Origin of the sequence: Azonexus hydrophilus DSM 23864 (assembly GCF_000429605.1) — a bacterium.
Taxonomy (GTDB): domain Bacteria; phylum Pseudomonadota; class Gammaproteobacteria; order Burkholderiales; family Rhodocyclaceae; genus Azonexus; species Azonexus hydrophilus.
Genome location: NZ_AUCE01000018.1, coordinates 104,230 through 125,819 on the forward strand (window position 1 = coordinate 104,230; position 21,590 = coordinate 125,819).

General features: G+C 62.5%; 21 protein-coding genes. 6 read left to right on the forward strand and 15 right to left on the reverse strand.

Going from position 1 to position 21,590, the window contains the following annotated elements; genetic code table 11:
• Window positions 1-60: 60 nt before the first annotated feature.
• The 9 genes from rfbC to gyrA are packed head-to-tail and all read right to left on the reverse strand — an operon-like array spanning window position 61 to window position 10,218.
• Complete coding sequence (gene rfbC / locus G471_RS0110545) at window positions 61-609, reverse strand: dTDP-4-dehydrorhamnose 3,5-epimerase (RefSeq protein ID WP_028995309.1); 549 nt, start codon at window positions 607-609, stop codon at window positions 61-63.
• Window positions 609-1,505: a glucose-1-phosphate thymidylyltransferase RfbA gene (gene rfbA / locus G471_RS0110550; protein ID WP_028995310.1), complete on the reverse strand. Its 897-nt coding sequence runs from the start codon at window positions 1,503-1,505 to the stop codon at window positions 609-611. Before rfbA ends, rfbC begins: the two co-directional genes overlap by 1 nt.
• Entirely contained in the window at window positions 1,502-2,566 is a 1,065-nt protein-coding gene (rfbB, locus tag G471_RS0110555) for a dTDP-glucose 4,6-dehydratase (RefSeq protein WP_028995311.1), read from the reverse strand. Before rfbB ends, rfbA begins: the two co-directional genes overlap by 4 nt.
• 47 nt (window positions 2,567-2,613) lie before the next feature.
• Complete coding sequence (locus G471_RS0110560; RefSeq protein ID WP_028995312.1) at window positions 2,614-3,447, reverse strand: DNA ligase; 834 nt, start codon at window positions 3,445-3,447, stop codon at window positions 2,614-2,616.
• 2 nt (window positions 3,448-3,449) lie between these two features.
• Window positions 3,450-4,328, reverse strand: a complete 879-nt coding sequence (locus G471_RS0110565; RefSeq protein ID WP_028995313.1) for a prephenate dehydrogenase — start codon at window positions 4,326-4,328, stop codon at window positions 3,450-3,452.
• Window positions 4,329-5,417 (reverse strand): histidinol-phosphate transaminase, encoded by a 1,089-nt coding sequence (gene hisC / locus G471_RS0110570; RefSeq protein ID WP_028995314.1) that lies wholly within the window; start codon window positions 5,415-5,417, stop codon window positions 4,329-4,331.
• Window positions 5,418-5,426: 9 nt separating this feature from the next.
• Window positions 5,427-6,518, reverse strand: coding sequence for a prephenate dehydratase (gene pheA / locus G471_RS0110575; RefSeq protein WP_028995315.1), 1,092 nt, complete (start codon window positions 6,516-6,518; stop codon window positions 5,427-5,429).
• Window positions 6,519-6,522: 4 nt separating this feature from the next.
• Window positions 6,523-7,608: a 3-phosphoserine/phosphohydroxythreonine transaminase gene (serC, locus tag G471_RS0110580; RefSeq protein ID WP_028995316.1), complete on the reverse strand. Its 1,086-nt coding sequence runs from the start codon at window positions 7,606-7,608 to the stop codon at window positions 6,523-6,525.
• The gene (gene gyrA, locus G471_RS17395; protein ID WP_043421460.1) at window positions 7,609-10,218 is read right to left on the reverse strand and encodes a DNA gyrase subunit A; all 2,610 of its coding nucleotides are present in this window, start codon (window positions 10,216-10,218) and stop codon (window positions 7,609-7,611) included. It abuts the gene before it with no gap.
• A gap of 90 nt (window positions 10,219-10,308) precedes the next feature.
• Here gyrA and G471_RS0110590 point away from each other — a divergent pair, with 90 nt between their 5' ends.
• From G471_RS0110590 to ubiG, 3 genes are all read left to right on the forward strand, one after another.
• On the forward strand, window positions 10,309-11,667 hold the full coding sequence (locus G471_RS0110590; protein ID WP_245580547.1) for a TRZ/ATZ family hydrolase: 1,359 nt from the start codon (window positions 10,309-10,311) through the stop codon (window positions 11,665-11,667).
• A 44-nt stretch (window positions 11,668-11,711) separates the two neighbouring features.
• The gene (locus tag G471_RS0110595) at window positions 11,712-12,371 is read left to right on the forward strand and encodes an OmpA family protein (protein ID WP_028995318.1); all 660 of its coding nucleotides are present in this window, start codon (window positions 11,712-11,714) and stop codon (window positions 12,369-12,371) included.
• 70 nt (window positions 12,372-12,441) lie between these two features.
• Window positions 12,442-13,140 carry a bifunctional 2-polyprenyl-6-hydroxyphenol methylase/3-demethylubiquinol 3-O-methyltransferase UbiG gene (ubiG, locus tag G471_RS0110600; RefSeq protein WP_028995319.1) on the forward strand — a complete coding sequence of 233 codons (699 nt, stop codon included), beginning with the start codon at window positions 12,442-12,444 and terminating at the stop codon, window positions 13,138-13,140.
• Here ubiG and G471_RS0110605 read toward each other — a convergent pair.
• Entirely contained in the window at window positions 13,127-15,271 is a 2,145-nt protein-coding gene (locus G471_RS0110605) for an ABC transporter substrate-binding protein (protein ID WP_043421462.1), read from the reverse strand. The genes ubiG and G471_RS0110605 overlap by 14 nt on opposite strands.
• A gap of 79 nt (window positions 15,272-15,350) precedes the next feature.
• Between G471_RS0110605 and G471_RS0110610 the strand changes: the two genes are divergently transcribed.
• The 3 genes from G471_RS0110610 (at window position 15,351) to G471_RS0110620 (ending at window position 18,581) form a co-directional block, all read left to right on the forward strand.
• Window positions 15,351-15,806, forward strand: coding sequence for a peroxiredoxin (locus tag G471_RS0110610; protein WP_028995321.1), 456 nt, complete (start codon window positions 15,351-15,353; stop codon window positions 15,804-15,806).
• Window positions 15,807-15,837: 31 nt separating this feature from the next.
• A complete protein-coding gene (locus G471_RS0110615; protein ID WP_028995322.1) occupies window positions 15,838-17,256 on the forward strand; it encodes a PhoH family protein in 1,419 nt (472 codons plus the stop codon).
• 80 nt (window positions 17,257-17,336) lie between these two features.
• Complete coding sequence (locus tag G471_RS0110620; protein ID WP_028995323.1) at window positions 17,337-18,581, forward strand: transglutaminase-like domain-containing protein; 1,245 nt, start codon at window positions 17,337-17,339, stop codon at window positions 18,579-18,581.
• A gap of 9 nt (window positions 18,582-18,590) precedes the next feature.
• On the opposite strand, the gene dnaB is transcribed toward G471_RS0110620, so the two are convergent.
• The 5 genes from dnaB to rpsF all read right to left on the reverse strand — a co-directional run bounded on the left by dnaB (window position 18,591) and on the right by rpsF (window position 21,505).
• On the reverse strand, window positions 18,591-19,997 hold the full coding sequence (gene dnaB / locus G471_RS0110625) for a replicative DNA helicase (RefSeq protein ID WP_028995324.1): 1,407 nt from the start codon (window positions 19,995-19,997) through the stop codon (window positions 18,591-18,593).
• A gap of 63 nt (window positions 19,998-20,060) precedes the next feature.
• Window positions 20,061-20,507, reverse strand: a complete 447-nt coding sequence (gene rplI / locus G471_RS0110630; RefSeq protein WP_028995325.1) for a 50S ribosomal protein L9 — start codon at window positions 20,505-20,507, stop codon at window positions 20,061-20,063.
• A gap of 18 nt (window positions 20,508-20,525) precedes the next feature.
• Entirely contained in the window at window positions 20,526-20,801 is a 276-nt protein-coding gene (gene rpsR, locus G471_RS0110635) for a 30S ribosomal protein S18 (RefSeq protein WP_028995326.1), read from the reverse strand.
• On the reverse strand, window positions 20,773-21,168 hold the full coding sequence (gene priB, locus G471_RS18825) for a primosomal replication protein N (protein WP_342664006.1): 396 nt from the start codon (window positions 21,166-21,168) through the stop codon (window positions 20,773-20,775). The genes rpsR and priB overlap by 29 nt, the downstream gene beginning before the upstream one ends.
• Entirely contained in the window at window positions 21,128-21,505 is a 378-nt protein-coding gene (gene rpsF, locus G471_RS0110640; protein ID WP_028995327.1) for a 30S ribosomal protein S6, read from the reverse strand. Before rpsF ends, priB begins: the two co-directional genes overlap by 41 nt.
• Between the last annotated feature and the right edge of the window lie 85 nt (window positions 21,506-21,590).

Consider the following 21,590-nt stretch of genomic DNA (forward strand, 5'->3'; position numbering starts at 1 on the left):
GGACTGTGTGGAAAGTCCGCCAGTTTACCCGTGGACTGCGAAAGTCCGAAGCACGAAACCTCAGAAGCCCTTCTCGGCCTCGGCAAAACTCGGCGCCACCGCATCCTTGGCCGACAGCAACGGCGTCCCGGCAAAGCCCCAGTCGATGGCCAGGGCGGGATCGTCCCAGCGAATGCAGCGTTCATGCGCGGGCGAGTAGTAGTCGGTCGTCTTGTACAGAAACTCCGCCGTTTCGCTCAACGTCACGAAACCGTGCGCAAAACCGGGCGGAATCCATATCTGCCGCTTGTTTTCGGCCGACAGCAACGTCCCGGACCAATGACCGAAAGTCGCCGAATCGCGACGCAGGTCCACCGCAACATCGTAAACCTCGCCCTGAATGACGCGTATCAGTTTGCCTTGAGCCTTGGGCGGCAGTTGGTAATGCAAGCCCCTGAGCACTCCGATGGTACTTTTTGAGTGATTATCCTGAACAAACCTGACATGCTCCCCGACGAGTTCATCGAAGGCACGCTGATTGAAACTCTCGAAGAAAAAACCGCGCGTATCACCGAATACTGTCGGCTCCAACAGCAGGACACCGGGAAGGGGCATGGCGAGCAAGCGCATCACATCGCCCTGTCCGACAACAGAGCGGACAAATACTGACCATAGGGGTTCTTGAGCATCGGCGCAGCCAGCACTTCAAGTTGCCCGGCATCTATCCAGCCCTTACGGAAGGCGATTTCCTCGGGACAGGATATTTTCAACCCCTGTCGCTTCTCGATGGTGGCTATGAACTGGCTGGCCTCGAGCAGGCTCTCGTGGGTACCGGTATCTAGCCAGGCGTGACCGCGCCCCATGAGCCTGACGTTCAACTGACCGCGCTCAAGATAAAGGCGGTTGATATCGGTGATCTCCAATTCGCCTCTGGCCGACGGGCGAAGATCGCGGGCCATGTCGATCACCTGATCATCATAGAAATAAAGACCGGTAACAGCATAGTGTGACTTCGGCAGCCTGGGCTTTTCCTCCAGACTGACCGCACGACCCTCCTGGTCGAACTCGACGACGCCATAACGTTCCGGATCATGTACATGATAGGCGAAAACGGTGGCACCACTGGCCTGGGCACCAACTTCCGCCAGATCGGCGGCCAACTCATGGCCATAGAAAATATTGTCACCTAGGATCAGCGTCGAATTGTCGTTGCCGACGAATTCGCGGCCGATGATGAAGGCCTGTGCGAGGCCGTCCGGGCTCGGCTGTACCGCGTATTGCAGGTTCAGTCCCCACTGGCTGCCGTCGCCGAGCAGTTGCTGGAAGCGCGGGGTGTCCTGCGGCGTCGAGATGATCAGGATGTCACGGATACCTGCCAGCATCAGCGTGCTCAGCGGGTAATAAATCATCGGTTTGTCGTGGATCGGCAGCAATTGCTTGGAAACTGCCAGCGTGACCGGATACAGGCGGGTACCGGAACCGCCGGCAAGGATGATGCCCTTGCGCTGTTTTTTTCCCGAACTCATGCGCACTCTCCATAGTGTTTGCCCAGCCAGTCGCGATATGCGCCGCTGGTGACGTTTTTCACCCAGTCCTGATTGTCCAGATACCAGCGGACCGTCTTGCGGATGCCGGTTTCGAAGGTTTCCGCCGGCTTCCAGCCGAGTTCGCGCTCCAGCTTCGTCGCATCGATGGCGTAGCGGCGATCGTGGCCCGGCCGGTCGGTCACGAAGGTGATCTGTTCCCGGTACGACTTGCCGTCGGCACGCGGACTCAATTCGTCCAGGATCGCGCACAGCGTGTGCACCACGTCGAGATTGGCCTTCTCGTTCCAGCCGCCAACGTTGTACACCTCGCCCAGCCGGCCAGCTTCGAGCACACGGCGGATGGCGCTGCAGTGATCCTTGACGTACAGCCAGTCGCGGATCTGCTGGCCGTCACCGTAGATCGGCAGGGGCTTGCCGGCCAGCGCGTTGTGGATGCACAGCGGGATCAGCTTTTCCGGGAAATGGTAAGGGCCGTAGTTGTTCGAGCAGTTGGTGGTCAGCACCGGCAGCCCGTAGGTGTGGTGATAGGCGCGCACCAGATGGTCGGACGCCGCCTTGCTCGCCGAGTACGGGCTGTTCGGCTCGTAGCGATTGGTCTCGGTAAAGGCCGGATCGTCCTTGGCCAGCGAGCCGTACACCTCGTCGGTCGACACGTGCAGGAAACGGAAGGCGGCCTTGTCGGTTTCGTTCAGCCCGCCGAAATAGGCGCGCACGGCTTCCAGCAGGCGGAAAGTGCCGACGATATTGGTCTGGATGAAATCTTCCGGGCCATGAATGCTGCGATCGACATGCGACTCGGCGGCAAAATTGATGACTGCGCGCGGTTTGTGCTCGGCAAGCAGTCTGGCGACCAGACCGAAATCGCCGATGTCGCCGCGGACGAATACATGCGCCGGATTCCCGTCGAGCGTCGCGAGATTTTCCAGATTGCCCGCGTAAGTCAGGGCATCGAGGTTGATGACGCTCTCGTTATGCTGCGCGCACCAGTCAAGAACGAAATTGCTGCCGATGAAGCCGGCGCCACCTGTGACGAGGATCATGAAAGTCGCTGCCTACGAAATAAGCCGGATTTTATCCCAGCCGCCATTCATTCCTGACGAATCCTCAGGAAACTGGCGAAGCGCGGCAGACCGTTGGGCGTCAGTTCGCGATAGCGGTAAGTGACCGTCGCACCAAGCGGCGGAGGGTTTCTGCGTTGCGCATCGGTAAATCCCGTACCCAGACGAAATTCACGACCGTCCGGCATGCGCAGGCGCAAGGCGCCCATCAGCCCGAGATATTTTCCCTTGCCTGGCAGATGCGCAATGACGACAGCCTCGGCATCAAGCCAGGGCTTGAGTTTGAGCAGGGTATCGGAACGACCGGTTTCGTAGAGGGCATCGGCGCGGTGCAGCATCAGGCCTTCGCCGCCAGCCTTGACGGTCTGCGCCAGCATCCGCTGCAGTGCTTCCCGACTGGACACTCGGGTTTGCGGTATGGCTTCCAGCCAGGGCAAGCCGGCGGCGGCGACAATTTCCCGAATGCGACCGGCGCGCTCGGAAAAATCGCCGGGCGCTCCCGGCAGCTCGAAGATCATGTAGCGGACCTGACGCCACTCCTCATCAACGGCTTGATCCCGGCGCACGATGCCGGACAGCCGATCGAACTGGCCGCGGGCCAGCCAGAGCTCGCCGTCCAGGGCGGTTTTCGGCAAGGGGTCGGTGAACCACGCCGGCGCATTGACCCGGTAGCCGCTGCGAGCACGCAGCGTTTCGCCATCCCAGACGGCGCGCACACCGTCGAGCTTCTCGCTGACCAGATAAGCGGAAACATCGATGTTGTCGCGGTAAACGTTGGCCAGCAGGAGTTCCGGTGGCGCGGCGGCGAGCGGCAGCGAGAGCAGCAACGCGAGTCCGCAGAGCAGCGCGCGCAGCCGCCGCATGCTCAGCTTCCCGCCCACTCCCGGCGCGCCTGGCGGGCGATGCCGAAGACATCTTCGAGGCGCTCGCCGTCGGCCTTGTCGAGGGCATCACGCAGATCGTCGAGCTGGGCGCGGTAGCTGTCGAGTTCGCCGAGCAGCGCCTGGCGATTGGCCAGGCAGATGTCGCGCCACATTTCCGGATGGCTGGCGGCGATCCGCGTGAAGTCGCGGAAACCGGAGGCGGCAAAGGTGAAGAACAGCTCGGCGTCGTCGCGCACTGCCAGGTCATGGACCAGGGCGAAGGACAGCAGATGTGGCAGGTGGCTGACGGCGGCGAAAACACGGTCGTGCATCTCCGGCGTCAGCTCGTAGATGTCGGCGCCGCACAGCGCCCAGGCGCGCTTGACGCGGTCGAGGCGCTCGTCGTTGTTCTCGTCCAGCGGCGTGACGACGACCTTCTTGCCCTGATACAGGTCGTGTCTTGCGGCCGACGGCCCGCTGTTCTCGGCGCCGGCAATCGGATGCGCCGGCACGAACTTGCCGATGTGGCCGCGAAAGGCGGCGCGCGCCGCGGCGACGACGTCGCCCTTGGTCGAACCGCCGTCGGTGACGATGGTGTTCGGCCCGAGATAAGGCGCGATGCGGGCAAAGATTTCCGGCATCTGCGCCACCGGGGTCGCCACCAGCACGATGTCGGCATCGCCGATTTCGTGCGCCGGGTTGATCCCGGCGCGGTCGATGACGCCGAGTTCCTGCGCCACACGCAGCGTCGACGGCGTGCGGCCGAAACCGACCACCTCCTCGACGGCGCCGGCCGCCTTCAGCCCGAGCGCAAAGGAACCGCCGATCAGGCCGGTGCCGAAGACGACGATCTTGCCGAACTCGGGCTGACCGGCGTCCATTTACAGGGCCTTTTCCAGCGCTGCAATGAAGCGCGCGTTCTCGGCCTCGGTGCCAATCGTCACGCGCAGCCACTCGGGCATGCCGTAGCCGCCGATCGGCCGGACGATGACGCCCTGCTGCAGCAACTTCTGGTTGACCACCGCACCGTCGCCAGCCTTGAAGGTGACGAAATTACCGTAGGACGGGATGTAGGCCAAGCCGAGCTTTTCCAGCGCGGCGACGATCTGCGCCATGCCTCGCCGGTTGAGTTCGTAGCTGGCCTGCAGGAATTCGTCGTCGTCGAGCGCGGCAAGCGCGCCGGCGAGCGCCAGGTTGTTCACGTTGAATGGCTGGCGGACGCGGTTCATCAGGTCGGCCACCGCCGGCGAGGCAATGCCGTAGCCAACGCGCAGACCGGCCAGGCCGTAGATCTTCGAGAAGGTGCGGCAGACCACCAGATTCGGGAATTCGGCGACCCAGGCCGCGGTATCGACGCGCGCCTCGGGCGGGATGTATTCGTTGTAGGCCTCGTCGAGGACGACGACGACATCGGCCGGCACCTTTTCCAGGAAGGCGCGCACTTCCGGATAGGGCAGGAAGTTGCCGGTCGGATTATTCGGGTTGGCGATCCAGACGACGCGGGTGTCCGGGCGGATCGCGGCGAGCATCGCGTCGAGGTCGTGGCCGAAATCCTTGGCCGGCACGCAGATCAGTTCGGCACCGGTGGACAGCGTGGCCAGCGGATAGACGGCAAAGGCATGCTGGGCGAACACCGCCGAGCGGCCCTGGGCGAGGAAGACGCGGGCGATCAGGTCGAGCACGTCGTTGGAGCCGTTGCCGAGCACCACCTGGTTCTGAGCAACACCGCAGCGGCCGGCAATCTTGGCGATCAGTTCGAACTGGTCCGGATAGCGTTCAACACCGGCCAGCGCCGCTTCCACCGCACGCTTCGCCTTCGGGCTGACACCGAGCGGATTCTCGTTGGACGCGAGCTTGACGATGCTGTCCACCGGGATACCCATTTCGCGGGCCAGTTCGGTGATCGGCTTGCCCGGCTGATAGGGCGAGATGGCGCGGACGTAGGCGAGGGCTTGTTCGGTGAGGGACATCGACATTCCTCAGAAGACGGCAACCGGGTAGGAGCCGAGGATTTTCAGATAGGCGGCGTTGCCGGCCAGTTCGGCGAGCGCGGCCTTGACCGCTGGCTCGTCGCAATGGCCTTCGATATCGACGTAGTAGACGTATTGCCACAGGGCATTGCGCGCCGGCCGCGACTCCAGCCGGCACATCGACACGCCATTGGCGGAAAACGGCGCCAGCAGTGCGTGCAGCGCCCCGGCACGGTTGGCCGCCGACATGATCAGCGAGGTCTTGTCGCGTCCGGAGGCACCGGTATCGTGGCGGCCGAGGACCAGAAAACGGGTGGTGTTGTTCGGCTCGTCCTCGATGCTCTCGGCGAGCTTGGCCAGTTCGTAGCGAGCCGCCGCCGCCTCGCCGGCAATCGCTGCCGAACCGGGCTCCTCGGCAGCCTTCTGCGCCGCCTGGGCATTGCTGCCGACCGAGATGCGCTGCGCCTGCGGCAGCATGCGATTCAGCCATTCATGGCACTGCGCCAGCGACTGGGCATGCGAATAGACGCGGGTGATCGCGCCGAGCTCGCTTTCCTTGGACAGCAGGTTCTGGTGGATGCGCAGCACGACTTCGCCACAGATCTTCAACTGGGTACCGAGCAGCAGGTCCATCGTCCGGCCGACCGCGCCTTCGGTCGAATTCTCGACCGGGACGACAGCGTAGTGGGCGTGGCCCGATTCAACCTCGCGGAAGACATCGTCGATCGAATCCAGCGGCAGCAGGCGGGCGGCATGGCCGAAATGCTTGGTCGCCGCCGATTCGGAAAAGGTGCCGAGGGGGCCGAGGAAGGCGATGCCGAGCGGCTGTTCGAGCGACAGGCAGGCCGACATCACCTCGCGGAAGAAGAAGGTGATGTTTTCGTTCGGCAGCGGTCCGGGATTGACGTCCTGCAACCGGCGCAGCACTTGCGCCTCGCGCTCCGGACGGTAGATGAAGCCGGCGTCGCCGAATTCGGCCTTGATCTCGCCGACCCGCTGGGCGCAGCGGGCACGTTCGTTCAACAGGCGCAGGATGTCGCCGTCGATGCGGTCGATATCGGCGCGCACGCCGGCCAGAGCCTTCTGCAGATCGTCGTTCATGCGCTCACCCGTTCCGCTTGGCGAAATCGTTCATGAAACCGACCAGCGCCTTGACCGCGTCGAGCGAGACGGCGTTGTAGATCGACGCACGCATGCCGCCGACCGACTTGTGGCCCTTCAGGCCGAGCACGCCGGCTTCCTTGGCGGCCGCCAGGAAAGGCGCGTCGAGCGCGGCGTCGGCCAGCACGAACGGGACGTTCATGCGCGAACGACAGTCGGGATCGACCGGGTTGGTGTAGAAACCGCCGGAGTTGTCGATGCACTCGTACAGAATGCGCGCCTTTTCGGCGTTGACCGCGTCGATGCCGGCCAGACCGCCCTGACGCTTGAGCCACTGGAAGACCAGGCCGGCGATGTAGATGCCGAAAGTCGGCGGCGTGTTCAGCATCGAGCCGTTCTCGGCCATCACCGCGTAATCCATCACCGTCGGGATGTTCAGCGGCGCCATGCCGAGCAGGTCACGATGGACGATGACCAGCGTGACGCCCGACGGGCCGATGTTCTTCTGCGCGCCGGCATAGATCAGGCCGAATTTCTCGACATTGACCGGCCGCGACAGGATGTGAGACGACATGTCGGCAACCAGCGGCACGCCGGTGTCGGCGATGCGTTCGGCAGGAATCTCGACGCCGTGGATGGTCTCGTTGGTGCACACATGCAGGTAGGCGGCGAAGGGATCGAGCTTGATCTCCTCGGCCGTCGGCAGGCGAGTGAAGCCGCTGTCCTCGGTCGTCGCCGCGACGCGGACGGTCCCGATGCGCTGTGCTTCCTTGACCGCCTTCTTCGACCACGAACCGGTGACGATGTAGTCGGCCGAACGACCGGCCAGCAGGTTCATCGGAATCTGCGCGAACTGCTGCGTGGCGCCGCCTTGCAGGAACAGCACCTTGTACTGTTCGGGAATCCCCATCAGCTCGCGCAGGTCGGCTTCGGCCTGGGCCAGGATGGACATGAATTCCTTGCCACGATGGCTCATTTCCATGACACTGCAACCGGCGCCCTGCCAGTCGAGCAGTTCTTCCTGCGCCTGGCGCAGGACTTCCTCGGGAAGTGCAGCCGGACCGGCGCTGAAATTCCAGATACGCGTCATTTAGGCTTCTCCACCTTGCTCGTCGGCTGCCGGCGCTTCGCCTTCGACGGCGGTTTCGCTGTCGGCGTCGTTTTCCGCGACCGACTCGGCAACCTTCTCCAGGCCCGCCAGCTTCTCGCCTTCGTCGAGCGAAATCAGCGTCACACCCTGCGTCGCCCGGCCCATGCCGCGAATTTCCGAGACGCGGGTGCGGATCAGCACGCCGCCGGTGGTGATCAGCATCACCTCGTCGTCGTCGCCGACCAGCTTGGCACCGACCACGACACCGTTACGCTCGGAATCGGCAATCGCCTTGACGCCCTGCGTGCCGCGACCGGAGTGGCGGAAATCGGCAAGCACGGTGCGCTTGCCGAAGCCGTTCTCGGTGGCGACCAGCACCGTCTGTTGATCATCCTCGGCAACCAGCAGCGAGATGACGGTCTGTCCTTCCTGCAGCTTCATGCCGCGCACGCCGCGGGCGCCGCGACCCATCGGGCGGACATCTTCCTCGTCGAACCAGACCGCCTTGCCGGCGTTCGAGACGAGCACGATGTCGCTCTGGCCGGTGGTCAGTTCGACACCGATCAAATAATCGTCGTCGAGCAGGTCGACGGCGATGATGCCGGCCTTGCGCGGGTTGGAGAAGTCGGACAGCGGCGTCTTCTTGACCGTGCCGTCGCGGGTGGCCATGAAGATGAACTTGTCGTCGACGAATTCCTTGACCGGCAGCACGGCATTGATGCGCTCGCCCTCTTCCAGCGGGAACAGGTTGACGATCGGTTTGCCGCGGCTGGTCCGGCTCCCCTGCGGCGCCTCGAACACCTTCAGCCAGTAGCAGCGGCCGCGGTTCGAGAAGCACAGGATGTAGTCGTGGGTGTTGGCGACGAACAGGTGATCGACGAAATCCTCATCCTTGATCGCCGCCGCCTGCTTGCCGCGACCGCCACGGCGCTGGGCGCGGTAGTCGGCGAGCGGCTGGGCCTTGATGTAGCCGCCGTGCGACAGGGTGACGACCATGTCCTGCGGCGTGATGAAGTCCTCGATGCCGAGTTCCTGCGTGTGCAGCACGATTTCCGAACGGCGCTCGTCGGCGAACTGGTCGCGCATCGCCGTCAGCTCACCGACGATGATTTCGGTGATCCGTTCCGGGCGGGCCAGGATGTCGAGCAAGTCGAGAATCTTGGCCATGACTTCCTTGTACTCGCCGACGATCTTGTCCTGCTCCAGACCGGTCAGGCGCTGCAGGCGCAGTTCGAGGATGGCCTGGGCCTGGGCGTCGGACAGGCGGTAACCCTGTTCGGACAGGCCGAATTCCGGCAGCAAGCCGTCTGGACGAGAAACGTCGGAAGCCGCGCGCAGCAGCATTTCCTCGACCACCGGGCTGCGCCAGGTGCGCTCCATCAGGCCGCGCTTGGCGTCCGGCGGCGTCGGCGCCGCCTTGATCAGGGCGATGATTTCATCGACGTTGGACAGTGCGACGGCCAGGCCTTCGAGGATGTGGCCGCGTTCGCGCGCCTTGCGCAGTTCGTAGATGGTGCGCCGGGTGACGACTTCGCGACGGTGCGACAGGAAGCACTCGAGCATCTGCTTGAGGTTCAACAGGCGCGGCTGGCCGTCGACCAGCGCCACCATGTTCATGCCGAAGGTGTCCTGCAGTTGCGTCTGCTTGTACAGGTTGTTGAGGATGACCTCGCCGACCTCGCCGCGCTTCAGTTCGATGACGATGCGCATGCCCGACTTGTCGGACTCGTCGCGGATGTCGGAGATACCCTCGATCTTCTTTTCATTGACCAGCTCGGCGATCTTCTCGATCAGGCTCTTCTTGTTAACTTGATAGGGAATCTCGTCGACAATCAGCGCCTGGCGGTCGCCCTTGCCGATATCTTCGAAGTGCGTGCGAGCACGCATGACGACGCGGCCGCGGCCGGTCTTGTAGCCCTCGCGCACGCCCATCACGCCGTAGATCAGCGCGGCGGTCGGGAAATCCGGCGCCGGGATGTGCTCGATCAGTTCGTCGATCGAAATCGCCGGGTTCTCCAGCAGCGCCAGGCAGCCGGCGACGACTTCCTTGAGGTTGTGCGGCGGGATGTTGGTCGCCATGCCGACGGCGATACCGGACGAACCGTTGATCAGCAGGTTCGGGATGCGCGTCGGCAGGACCAGCGGCTCCTGCTCGGAGCCGTCGTAGTTCGGCCCGAAATCGACGGTTTCCTTGTCCAGGTCTTCGAGCAACTGATGCCCGATCTTGGCCATGCGCACTTCGGTGTAACGCATCGCCGCCGCGTTGTCGCCGTCGATCGAACCGAAGTTGCCCTGGCCATCGACCAGCATGTAGCGCAGCGAGAAATCCTGGGCCATGCGGACGATGGTGTCGTACACCGCCGAATCGCCGTGCGGGTGATACTTACCGATGACGTCGCCGACGATACGCGCCGACTTCTTGTAAGCCTTGTTCCAGTCGTTGTTCAGTTCGTGCATCGCGAACAGCACGCGACGATGCACCGGCTTCAGGCCATCACGCGCATCCGGCAGCGCCCGGCCGACGATCACGCTCATCGCGTAATCGAGATAGGAACGCCGCATCTCGTCTTCGAGGCTGATCGGCAGTGTTTCTTTGGCGAATTGATCCATGTCTCTCGTGTCCGCGCCGGCATTACCGACGCCTTGTTTGGTTGTAGCACGCGTAATTTGTTAGTTTACCACGCCGCCCACGGCGTACAGATGCCCAATTCCATGACACCGACACCCGAAACCATCGATCTGCTGATTGAAGCCCGCTGGATTGCCCCCGTAGACACCGACGAAGTCCTGAGCGGGCATGCGGTTGCCATCGACAACGGCCACATCCTCGCCGTCCTGCCAGCAGCCGAAGCCCGCCGCCGCTACCAGGCGCGCGAACACCGGCAGCTCGACCAGCACATCCTGATCCCCGGCCTGATCAACCTGCACACGCACGCCGCGATGAGCCTGATGCGCGGCATTGCCGACGACCTGCCCCTGCAGGAATGGCTGCAGCAGCACATCTGGCCGGCCGAAGCCGCCCACGTATCGAGCCAGTTCGTGCTCGACGGCACGCGCCTGGCTTGCGCCGAAATGCTGCGCGGCGGCATCACCTGTTTCAACGACATGTATTTCTTCCCCGACGCCGCCGCCCAGGCGGCCACGGAATTCGGCATGCGCGCGGCACTCGGCGTCACCACGCTGGAATTTCCCGGCAACTACGCCAGCGATGCCGACGATTACATCGCCAAGGGCCTGGCCGCCCGCGAAGCCTTTCGCGACCATCCGCTGATCAGCTTCTGCCTGGCTCCACATGCGCCCTACACGGTCTCCGACCGTACCTTCCAGCGCATCACCACGCTCGCCGAGCAACTGGACCTGCCCATCCACTGCCACCTCCACGAAACCCGTCAGGAAATCACCGATTCCGGCGCCCAGCATGGCAAACGCCCGCTGCAGCGTCTGCAGGAACTCGGCCTGATCGGCCCAGGCTTCATCGGGGTTCATGCCGTACATCTCGACGATGCAGAAATCGCGAGCATGGCCGAGGCAGGCTGCAGCATCGCCCACTGCCCGACGTCCAACCTCAAGCTAGCCAGCGGTTTTGCCCGTATCACCGAGATGCACCGGGCCGGCATCAACATCGGACTGGGCACCGACAGCGCCGCCAGCAACAACCGCCTGGACATGTTTGGAGAAATGCGTTTGGCAACCCTGCTGGCCAAGGGTCTGAGCGGTGACGCCAGCGCCCTGCCGGCCATCGAAGTCTTGCGCATGGCAACGCTCAACGGCGCCCGCGCACTCGGTCTGGACGAGGTCACCGGATCGATCACTGCCGGCAAATCAGCCGACCTGTGCGCAGTCAGTCTCGAGGATATTGTTTGCCAGCCCTGCTTCGATCCGCTGTCCCAATTGATTCACGTCGCCGGCAGGGAACAGGTCAGCGACGTCTGGATTGCCGGAAAGTGTCTCGTCGAGCACAAAACTTTACGCATTGGCAAGGAATTTCACTTGGATGCCAGCGCAGCGCTATGGCAGAATAAGTTGGAAGTGAGCACAGGAAAACAACGCTCATCCTGATGCAAGCCGCTGTAATCAAACCCATTCTTCAACGAGGGAAGACTATGATCAAGAATATCGCCAAAAAAACCCTGGCCGTGGCCCTGCTGGCCGGCATCGGCTTCTCCGCCGTTGCTCAGGAACGCGTCTATGTCATCGACCAGCGCGACGTCGTCGCCAAGTCGGGTACCGGCCTGTGCTGGCGCACCGGCTACTGGACCCCGGCCGGCGCCGCCGCCGACAAGGCCGGTTGCGAATGCGACAAGGACCTGCTGCCGAAGACTGCCTGCGACGCCAAGGCCGCTCCGGCACCGGCGCCTGCCCCGGTGGCCGGCCCGAAGCCGACCGGTGAAAAGATCACCGTCGCCGCTGACGCCCTGTTCGACTTCAACAAGGCCGTCCTGCGTCCGGAAGGCAAGGCCAAGCTCGACGAGCTGGTTGCCAAGGCTGCCCAGATCAAGCTCGAAGTGATCCTGGCCGTTGGCCACACCGACCGCATCGGCGGTGCTGCCTACAACCAGACCCTGTCCGAGAAGCGTGCTGCTGCGGTCAAGGAATACCTGGTTGCCAAGGGCATCGAAGCCAACCGCATCTACACCGAAGGCAAGGGCAAGACCCAGCCGGTCACCGGCGACACCTGCAAGGGCAACGCCAAGACCCCGGCCCTGATCGCCTGCCTGCAGCCGGATCGCCGCGTCGACATCGAAGTCATCGGCACCAAGTAATCTGCCGCTGCTACAATGGAAAGCCCTGCCTCGGCAGGGCTTTTTCTTTTTCCACATAGCGAATCGCACCATGATCAACGCCGACCCCGCAGAACTCCAGAAATTTGGCGAACTGGCCCACCGCTGGTGGGACCCGAACAGTGAATTCAAGCCTCTGCATGACATCAACCCACTGCGCCTGGGCTGGATCAACAGTTGTGCCCCACTGCGCGGCAAGCGTGTGCTCGATGTCGGTTGCGGCGGCGGACTGCTGTCCGAAGGCATGGCTGCGCTGGGCGCCGAGGTCACCGGCATCGACCTGTCGGAAAAACCGCTGGGCGTGGCCAAACTGCATCTGCTGGAAAGCGGCCACAAGGTCGATTACCGGAAAATTTCGGTCGAGGAACTGGCCGAGGAAATGCCGGCCAGCTTCGATGTCGTGACCTGCCTGGAAATGCTCGAACACGTACCCAATCCGTCGAGCACGATCACCGCCTGCGCCCGCCTGGTCAAGCCGGGTGGACAGGTGTTTTTCTCGACACTCAACCGCAATCCCAAGTCCTACCTGTTCGCGGTCATCGGTGCCGAATACGTGCTGCAGATGCTGCCCAAGGGCACGCACGACTACGCCAAGTTCATCAAGCCGTCGGAGCTTTCGCGCTGGGCCAAGATGGGCAATCTCGAACCCAGCGAACTGATCGGCATGAGCTACAACCCGTTCACCAAGGAATACAGCCTGGGCCGCGACACCAGCGTCAATTACCTGATGCGCACGGTCAGGACGGCCTGACCACGGCCCGCTCCCGACGCCGGTACGCAAGTATCGCCGGGAGCGATATCAGGACCAGCAGCAACAGGCCGGTCCACAGCGGCCAACTCGCCGGCGCGTTCCACGCCTGGCGGGCTGCTGCCCGATCGGCGGCATCGATGCGCTGATACTTCAGCGTGTTGTTGCCGACATCGTTGGGCTTGCGGTTTTTCAGCCAGCGATGCGTCAGGGTGTAACTCTTGGGATGCAGCCCAAACACCCAGGGCGCGTCGTGGCGCAGGATGTCCGTCATCTGGCGGACGATGTGCAGGCGCTCCGGCGTGTTTTCCATGTCTTTCATCCGCAGGAACAGGCGGTCATAGACCGGATTCTCATAATTGGCCGAATTGGCCCCGCCCTGCAGACGGCCCTCCGGGCCATGCAGCAGGAAGAGGAAATTTTCCGGATCGGGGTAGTCGGCATTCCAGCCCAGGTAGAAAAGCTGGAAGTTGCCCTTGCGCAGCTTGTCCTGGAAACGGTTGAAATCGGTACTGCGCACCACGAGCTGGACGTCGATCTTGGCAAACTGGCGATTGAGCCAGTCCAGCCTCGATTTGTCGCCCATGCCGCCGCCGGTGGTGTCGAGGTAAAGCACCAGCGGCTCGCCGGTCCTGGCATTGCGACCATTCGGGTAGCCGGCCTCGGCCATCAGGCGGCGCGCCACTTCGGGGGACTTGCGTACCGCCCGGCCATCGACCCAGTCATAAACCACGCGATTGATGCCGGCTTCGCCGTCCTCGTAGCCGAAAATCCCCGGTGGAATCGGCCCTTGCGCGGCAATCCCGCGACCATTCTGAAAGATCGAGATGAACTCTTCCTGATCGATGGCGATCGACACCGCCTGACGCAGTTTTGCCGCCTTTTCGTCGAGTCCGCCGACCACGGCATCCTGCATGTTGAAACCCATGTAGAAGGTCGAACTGCGCACCGCGGTCAGCAGACTGATGCCCTTGTCGCGCATTTCGTCGGACAGGGCCACATCGCCGCCAACATTCACGCGCACCGCCTGATCGAAACTGTCGGAGGAAATCCCGGAAGCATCGTAATAGCCTTGCAGGAACTTGTTCCAGTAGGGAATGGCTTCTTTTTCCCGGGTGAATACTGCCTGCTCGATAAAGGGCATCGGCTTGCCGCAATCGGCCAGCAAACCGGCCTCGGCATCGCCCGGCTCGCCGTCGCAGGGATAGGGCTCACTGCGGAAATTCGGATTGCGGCTGAGCACCATGCGCCGGTTGGGATCGTTCTCGGTGAGCATGTAGGGACCGGTGCCGACCGGCCACCAGTCGAGGCTCAGATTCTTTTCCTGCATGCCGGGCTGGGCGAAGAAGCGGTCGACTTCGCGCGGCACCGGCGCGAAGAACGGCATCGCCAGCCAGTAGGCGAACTGCGGATACTTGCCGCGGATGCGGATGCGCCAGGTCTGCGCGTCGACGCGTTCGACCCCACTCAGCGGATAGGCGTCGAGATCGAACCAGGCATCGGCTGGCTGGGTCTTGGCCGCCTCGCGCAAGGCATCGCCGAGTTCGCGCAGACCAACGATACGCTCGGCCATCATGCCGAAGATCGGCGAATGTAATCGGGGATGCGCCAGTCGCTTGATCTGGTAGATATAGTCGTCGGCGACCAGTTCACGCGTTCCGAACTGCGGGAAATCGGCGATGCGCTGACGCCCTTCGGCCGCCCCGGGCCCGAGGTAGACCGGCTGCCCGGCGGCATCCAGCGCGAACGCCGGATGGGGCTGATAGCGGATACCCGGACGCAGTTTCAGTTCATAGACGCTTTCGGCAATCGCCTCGGCCGGCGCATCGTCGGGCAAGGCCCGACCGTCGGCGGCAAAGTAGCGCGGGTGCGGCAACTGCTCGACCGTCGCCGGGATCAGCTCATAAGGGCGACGCAGGTAGTGATACTGCAACGGCGGTTCGTAAATCTGGGCAATGAAGGTATTTTCGTCTTCGGTGTAGGACTGCGCCGGATCGAGATGCTTGGGCCGGTCGGTGAAGGCCGTATAGAGAATCTCGCGACCTTCGTCGCCGGCACCGTAGGGCGCATTCCACACCTCGCCGCAAGCGGCGAGAAAGACGCACAACAAAAGACTGATCGACAGTTTTCCCATGTACGCGAGTTTAACAAAGGCTTGACCCGGCCTGCGCCCTCCGAACAAAATGCCTTGAAACCCATAACAGGAAGGCATCATGCTCGATACCAAGCTCCCCGACTTCACTCTGCCTGCAACCAGCGGTACGTCGTTCAGGCTATCCGAGCAGCACGGCAAGATCGTCATCATCTACTTCTACCCCAAGGACAGCACGCCGGGCTGCACCACCGAAGGCCAGAACTTCCGCGACCTGCACGACCAGTTCGTCGCCGCCGGCGCCGTGGTTCTCGGCATTTCCCGCGACAGCCTGAAAGCCCATGAGAACTTCAAGGCCAAGCAGTCCTTCCCCTTCGAACTCGGCTCGGACGCGGATGAAGCCGTGTGCACGCTGTTCGACGTGATCAAGCAGAAGATGATGTACGGCAAGGCCTGTCGCGGCATCGAGCGCAGCACCTTCGTGATCGACCGCGACGGCGTTCTGCGCCGCGAATGGCGCGGCCTGAAGGTGGCCGGCCATGCCCAGGAAGTCCTCGATTTCGTGAAGTCCCTCTGACCCCTTCCCCAACGCCCTCCGAGACCACTCCATGCCGCGCCAACCCGCCGCCAAAAAATCTGCGATGACCAAGATCTTCGTGCTCGACACCAACGTCCTGATGCACGATCCCAGCTGCCTGTTCCGCTTCGAGGAACACGACATCTTCCTGCCGATCATGACGCTGGAAGAACTCGACAACCACAAGAAGGGCATGTCGGAAATCGCCCGCAATGCCCGCCAGGCCTCGCGTACGCTCGACGAGATGCTGGCCGGCGATGATGTCGATATCGACGAAGGGATTGACCTCAAGGGCCCATCGAGCAAGCTGGCCAGCGGCCGCCTGTTCCTGCAGACCGAGGCGATCAGCGCCGAGTTGCCGCAGGGCCTGCCGACGTCCAAGGTGGACAACCAGATCCTGTCGGTAGTCATCCACCTGCAGAAGAAATTCCCCAAGCGTCCGGTCATCCTGGTGTCGAAAGACATCAACATGCGCATCAAGTCGCGCGCGCTCAACCTGCTGGCCGAGGACTACTTCAACGACAAGGTGCTCGAGGATACCGACATCCTCTACGCCGGCACGCGCGCCCTGCCCGAGGATTTTTGGGACAAGCACGGCAAGGGCATGGAGTCCTGGAAAAAGGACGCCAAAACCTACTACAAGGTGACCGGCCCACTCTGCCCGCAACTACTGGTCAACGAGTTCGTCTGGCTGGAGAAGGACGGATTTTCGGCCATCGTCAAGGAAGTGGCCGGCAAGACCGCCGTCCTCGAAACCCTGATCGATTACACGCATCCAAAAAATGCCGTATGGGGCATCACCGCGCGTAACCGCGAGCAGAATTTCGCGCTCAACCTGCTGATGAATCCCGACATCGACTTCGTCACCCTGCTCGGCCAGGCCGGTACCGGCAAGACCCTGCTGACGCTGGCCGCCGGCCTGACCCAGACGCTGGAAGGCAAGCAGTTCGCCGAGATCATCATGACCCGCGTCACCGTCCCGGTCGGCGAGGACATCGGCTTCCTGCCGGGCAGCGAGGAAGAGAAAATGGCACCGTGGATGGGTGCTCTCGAAGACAACCTCGAAGTCCTCACCCACACCGACGAAAGCAGCCCCTACGGCGGCGACTGGGGCAAGGCGGCGACGCATGACATCATCCGCTCGAAGATCAAGGTCAAGTCGCTGAATTTCATGCGCGGCCGCACCTTCCTGAAGAAATACCTGATCATCGACGAGGCGCAGAACCTGACGCCGAAGCAGATGAAAACACTGGTTACCCGCGCCGGTCCTGGAACCAAGGTGGTCTGCCTGGGCAATATCGCCCAGATCGACACCCCCTACCTGACCGAAGGCAGCTCCGGCCTGACCTACGTCGTCGACCGCTTCAAGGGCTGGACGCACTCCGGTCACATTACCTTACAAAGAGGCGAACGTTCGCGTCTGGCAGACCATGCGGCCGACGTGCTATAGTCGCTGCAAATATTGAGCCACAGGCCGTGTCCACGACACGGCCTTTTCATTTCGAATTCGACATCCGCTCGAGGACAGCCTTGAAACGCAGAGACTTCCTGGCCAGCACCGCCCTTTTTTCCCTGTTTGCCGGCGACGCCCTGGCCGATACCAAGAAAAAGGCCAGCACAACCAAGAAAAAACCTGCAGCAAAACCCAAGAAGAAACCTCAAACAGCAACCAGGAAAGTCAGCACTTCGGCGACTGCAACACCCAGTGTCCATAGTGCAAGCAATCCGCTGATCGACAATCCGCCGGACGGCACTTCGGCATCCCGCCTGCCGCCAGTCAGGGCGCAGGAACTCCCCGCCGAGTGGCAGACCTACCAGATCATCACCACCTTGCGCCTCAACGCGCCGGGCAAACATGCCAGGCTCTGGCTCCCTCTGCCGTCTTCGCGTGAAACCACCTACCAGCGCACCGTCAGCCACACCTGGCAGGGCAATTCCCAAAACACAGGGATACAGCGCGAACCGGATGAGCGCCTTGAAGTCCTGCACTGTGAGTGGAACGATGGCGCCAATGCCACGCTGCAAGTTGTCACCACCGTCAGCACGGCCGACCGTCACTTTGACATCACGCGGCGCACCGTCGCTCCCGACCGCGACGATATCCTGCGCGCCAATCTCCGCGCCAGCAACCGGATTCCCAACGATGGTCCGGCCAGGAGCCTGGGTGAAAGCATCGTCGGCCGAATCAGGGACCCGATTGCCCAGGTCAAGGCAATCTACGACTGGGTCTGCGAAAATTCCATTTACGACCCGAACGCCCCGGGCTGCGGCATCGGCGATGTCCGCGAGCTCCTTTATTCCGGGCGCTACATGGGCCGCTCCGCCGACATCAACGGATTATTCGTAGCCATCTGTCGCGGCATCGGCATTCCCGCACGTTGCGTATTCGGCATCCGCACCGGCCCTTCCCGGCTGTTCCGCAGTCTGGGCTTGCGCAGCGACGATGCCAGCCAGGGACAGCACGTCCGCGCTGAGTTCTACCTGCCCGGCTACGGCTGGATTCCGGTCGACCCGAGCGATGTCTGCCGGGCCGCCAGCTACGAAGTGTTGTCCAGAAACGACCCCCGCCTGCAATCGCTCAAGCGCGTGCTGTTCGGCGTCTGGGAAATGAACTGGGTGGCCTTCCACAACGGCACCGACCTGCAATTGCCGGGAGACGGCAAGCTCCTGCCCTTCTTCATCCAGCCTGAACTGCTGGTGGATGGAAAACCGGCCGGCGAACCGAAGATCGGCGAGCGGATCTGGTCGATCAGCGCCCGCCGCATCGCGGGCTGAGCGAAGGAATCAGTCCCGCGCGTCCTGGAAGCCGCCCGAAGCGAGATTCTCGAAACGCGTGTATTCGCCGAGGAAGGCCAGGCGCACGGTCCCGGTCGGGCCGTTACGCTGCTTGCCGATGATCACTTCGGCCATGCCCTTGTCAGGCGAATCGGGCTTGTAGTATTCGTCGCGGTACATCATCAGGATCACGTCAGCATCCTGCTCAATGGCCCCGGATTCGCGCAAGTCGGACATCATCGGGCGCTTGTCGGTGCGTTCCTCGACCTTACGCGACAACTGCGACAGCGCGACGATCGGCACCTGCAGCTCCTTGGCCAGCGACTTGATCGAGCGGGAGATTTCGGACACTTCGGTGGCCCGGTTCTCGCCCTGCTTGTTGCCGCTCATCAGCTGGATGTAGTCGATCACCAGCAGGCCGAGCTTGCCGCCGTACTGACGGGCCAGACGCCGGGCACGGGCACGCAGGTTGGCCGGGCTGAGGCCGCCGGTTTCGTCGATGTATACCGGCGCTTCGTGCAGCTTGCCAAGCGCGAACGACAGGCGCGACCATTCGTCGTCGCTCATGCGGCCGGTGCGCAGGCTTTGCGAATTGAGCCGGCCGATCGACGCCAGCATCCGCATGGCCAGTTGGGCACCGCCCATTTCCATGGAGAACACGCCGACCGGCAGGCCGGTATCGACCGCCACATTCTCGGCGATGTTCAGGGCAAAGGCCGTCTTGCCCATCGACGGACGGCCGGCAACGATGATCAGGTCGCCGGGCTGGAAACCCGAGGTCTTCTGGTCGAGGTCGGCGAATCCGGTGGGCACACCGGTGATGTCGGACGGATTGTCGCGGTCGTGCAGTTCCTGGATGCGCTCGACCACCTGGGTCAGCAGCGGGTTGATATGCACGAAGCCTTCGGCATGACCGGCGCCGGCTTCGGCAATCTTGAAAATCTTCGACTCGGCTTCGTCGAGCAGGGTGGCGGCATCGCGGCCAAGCGGGTTGAGTGCATCGCCGGCGATTTCATCTGCCGTCGCCACCAGTTGCCGGAGGACGGCACGCTCGCGGACGATTTCGGCATAGCGCCGGATATTCGCCGCCGATGGCGTATTCGCTGCCAGCTCGCCGAGATAAGCCAGACCGCCGGTCTGATCGCCTTCCCCGGCTGCGTCGAGTGCTTCGGCGACGGTAACCACGTCGGCCGGCTTGGCCTTTTCCAGCAGATTGCGGATCTGACGGAAGATGCGCCGGTGCTCGTCGCGGTAAAAATCGGTTTCGGCAACCTGGTCGCCAATGCGATCCCAGGCATTGTTGTCAAGCAGCAAGCCGCCAAGCACCGACTGCTCGGCCTCGATCGAGTGCGGTGGCACGCGCAGCGCGTCCAGTGAGGGATCGGTGGTTCTCTGCTTGCTCTGACGCTGATTCATGGTGATGCCCGAAATGAAAAAGGCCTCGCGATTGCGAGGCCCTGAAGCGTAAGTTAAACCGTCTTACTCGGCAACTACCGCAACGCTGATATTGGCGACCACATCGGTGTGCAGGGCAACATCAACCGGGAATTCGCCGAGTGCCTTGAGCGGGCCGTCCGGCAGGCGGATGGCCGACTTGTCGACAGTGAAACCGGCGCCGGCCAGTGCTTCGGCGATATCGGCATTGCCGACGGAACCGAACAGACGACCGTCCATGCCAGCCTTGCGGGCGACGGAAACGGCAACGCCGTTCATCTTTTCGGCAACGCCCTGGGCAGCGGCCAGCTTCTCGGCAGCAGCCTTTTCCAGTTCGGCACGGCGTGCTTCGAACTCGGCCATGGCAGCCGGCGTGGCACGCTTGGCCATACGTTGCGGGATCAGGAAGTTACGGGCGTAACCGTCCTTGACCTTAACCACATCACCCAGGTTACCCAGGTTGACAACCTTCTCGAGCAGAATGATTTGCATGTTTCGTCTCCCCGGAAATTATTGATGGTTGTCGGTGTAAGGCAGCAGGGCCAGGAAGCGGGCGCGCTTGATCGCGGTGCCCAGCTGGCGCTGATAGCCGGCCTTGGTGCCGGTCAGGCGAGCCGGCATGATCTTGGCGTTTTCCTGGATGTATTCCTTGAGGACGTCGACGTCCTTGTAGTCGATCTGTTCGACCTTTTCTGCCGTGAAGCGGCAGAACTTGCGACGCTTGAACAGGCTGTTGCCGCGACGCTTTTTCTTGTCATCAATCTTCTTCTTGAAGAATCGTGCCATTTTCGTTTCCTTCCAAATATTCGATAGTGTTCGCGTGAATCACGGGTGTTCTGCTGTTGCGTCCCCGGGCGGCGATGAATCCTTCGATTCGCATCATGCCGCCGAGCGGTGCTGCCTCTAGCCAGCGTGCTGCATCACCGAGTGCCAGGACTGCCATTTCAACTTCCACCTGTCTTTCGCTGCCGTTTTCGATCAGCGTCGAGTGGTGTTGCAGCCTGCCTTCACTGACCGGTATGCCTGCCGGTGTGTAGCGCAAGGCTTTGCGCTCGACCAGGCTGCCGGACAGGGTGATGGTGTTCAGTACGCGCTTCCCCGTGAAACCCGGATCAGGCAGCAGCGACTTCGGCTGCAGCTTCGGTTTCGCCAGCCAGCAGCGACTTCGACTTTTCTTCCTTCATCATCGGGGAAGGCGTCGTCACGGCGGACTTCATCTTGACGGTCAGATGACGCAGGACTGCATCATTGAACTTGAAGGAATGCTCGAGCTCGCCCAGGGTCTCGCCGTCACATTCGATATTCATCAGCACGTAGTGTGCCTTGTGGATCTTCTGGATCGGGTAAGCCAGTTGGCGGCGACCCCAGTCTTCCAGACGATGCACCGAACCACCCTTGGCGGTCACGATGGAACGGTAGCGCTCGACCATGCCGGGCACTTGCTCGCTCTGGTCCGGATGGACGATGAAGCAGATTTCATAATGGCGCATGCAAACTCCTTTTGGGATAAACCCCCCGTCATGCGTTAGCGGTGGGGCAAGGTGGAAAAGCCCGCGACTATATCATAGAACGCGG

Excerpts from the sequence above, each read along its gene's own strand:
- rfbC (WP_028995309.1), bottom strand. The coding sequence starts at position 609 with ATGCGCTTGCTCGCCATGCCCCTTCCCGGTGTCCTGCTGTTGGAGCCG.
- rfbA (WP_028995310.1), bottom strand. The coding sequence starts at position 1,505 with ATGAGTTCGGGAAAAAAACAGCGCAAGGGCATCATCCTTGCCGGCGGT.
- rfbB (WP_028995311.1), bottom strand. The coding sequence starts at position 2,566 with ATGATCCTCGTCACAGGTGGCGCCGGCTTCATCGGCAGCAATTTCGTT.
- G471_RS0110560 (WP_028995312.1), bottom strand. The coding sequence starts at position 3,447 with ATGCGGCGGCTGCGCGCGCTGCTCTGCGGACTCGCGTTGCTGCTCTCG.
- G471_RS0110565 (WP_028995313.1), bottom strand. The coding sequence starts at position 4,328 with ATGGACGCCGGTCAGCCCGAGTTCGGCAAGATCGTCGTCTTCGGCACC.
- hisC (WP_028995314.1), bottom strand. The coding sequence starts at position 5,417 with ATGTCCCTCACCGAACAAGCCCTCGCCTACGTCCGCGCCATCTCGCCC.
- pheA (WP_028995315.1), bottom strand. The coding sequence starts at position 6,518 with ATGAACGACGATCTGCAGAAGGCTCTGGCCGGCGTGCGCGCCGATATC.
- serC (WP_028995316.1), bottom strand. The coding sequence starts at position 7,608 with ATGACGCGTATCTGGAATTTCAGCGCCGGTCCGGCTGCACTTCCCGAG.
- gyrA (WP_043421460.1), bottom strand. The coding sequence starts at position 10,218 with ATGGATCAATTCGCCAAAGAAACACTGCCGATCAGCCTCGAAGACGAG.
- G471_RS0110590 (WP_245580547.1), top strand. The coding sequence starts at position 10,309 with ATGCCCAATTCCATGACACCGACACCCGAAACCATCGATCTGCTGATT.
- G471_RS0110595 (WP_028995318.1), top strand. The coding sequence starts at position 11,712 with ATGATCAAGAATATCGCCAAAAAAACCCTGGCCGTGGCCCTGCTGGCC.
- ubiG (WP_028995319.1), top strand. The coding sequence starts at position 12,442 with ATGATCAACGCCGACCCCGCAGAACTCCAGAAATTTGGCGAACTGGCC.
- G471_RS0110605 (WP_043421462.1), bottom strand. The coding sequence starts at position 15,271 with ATGGGAAAACTGTCGATCAGTCTTTTGTTGTGCGTCTTTCTCGCCGCT.
- G471_RS0110610 (WP_028995321.1), top strand. The coding sequence starts at position 15,351 with ATGCTCGATACCAAGCTCCCCGACTTCACTCTGCCTGCAACCAGCGGT.
- G471_RS0110615 (WP_028995322.1), top strand. The coding sequence starts at position 15,838 with ATGCCGCGCCAACCCGCCGCCAAAAAATCTGCGATGACCAAGATCTTC.
- dnaB (WP_028995324.1), bottom strand. The coding sequence starts at position 19,997 with ATGAATCAGCGTCAGAGCAAGCAGAGAACCACCGATCCCTCACTGGAC.
- rplI (WP_028995325.1), bottom strand. The coding sequence starts at position 20,507 with ATGCAAATCATTCTGCTCGAGAAGGTTGTCAACCTGGGTAACCTGGGT.
- rpsR (WP_028995326.1), bottom strand. The coding sequence starts at position 20,801 with ATGGCACGATTCTTCAAGAAGAAGATTGATGACAAGAAAAAGCGTCGC.
- rpsF (WP_028995327.1), bottom strand. The coding sequence starts at position 21,505 with ATGCGCCATTATGAAATCTGCTTCATCGTCCATCCGGACCAGAGCGAG.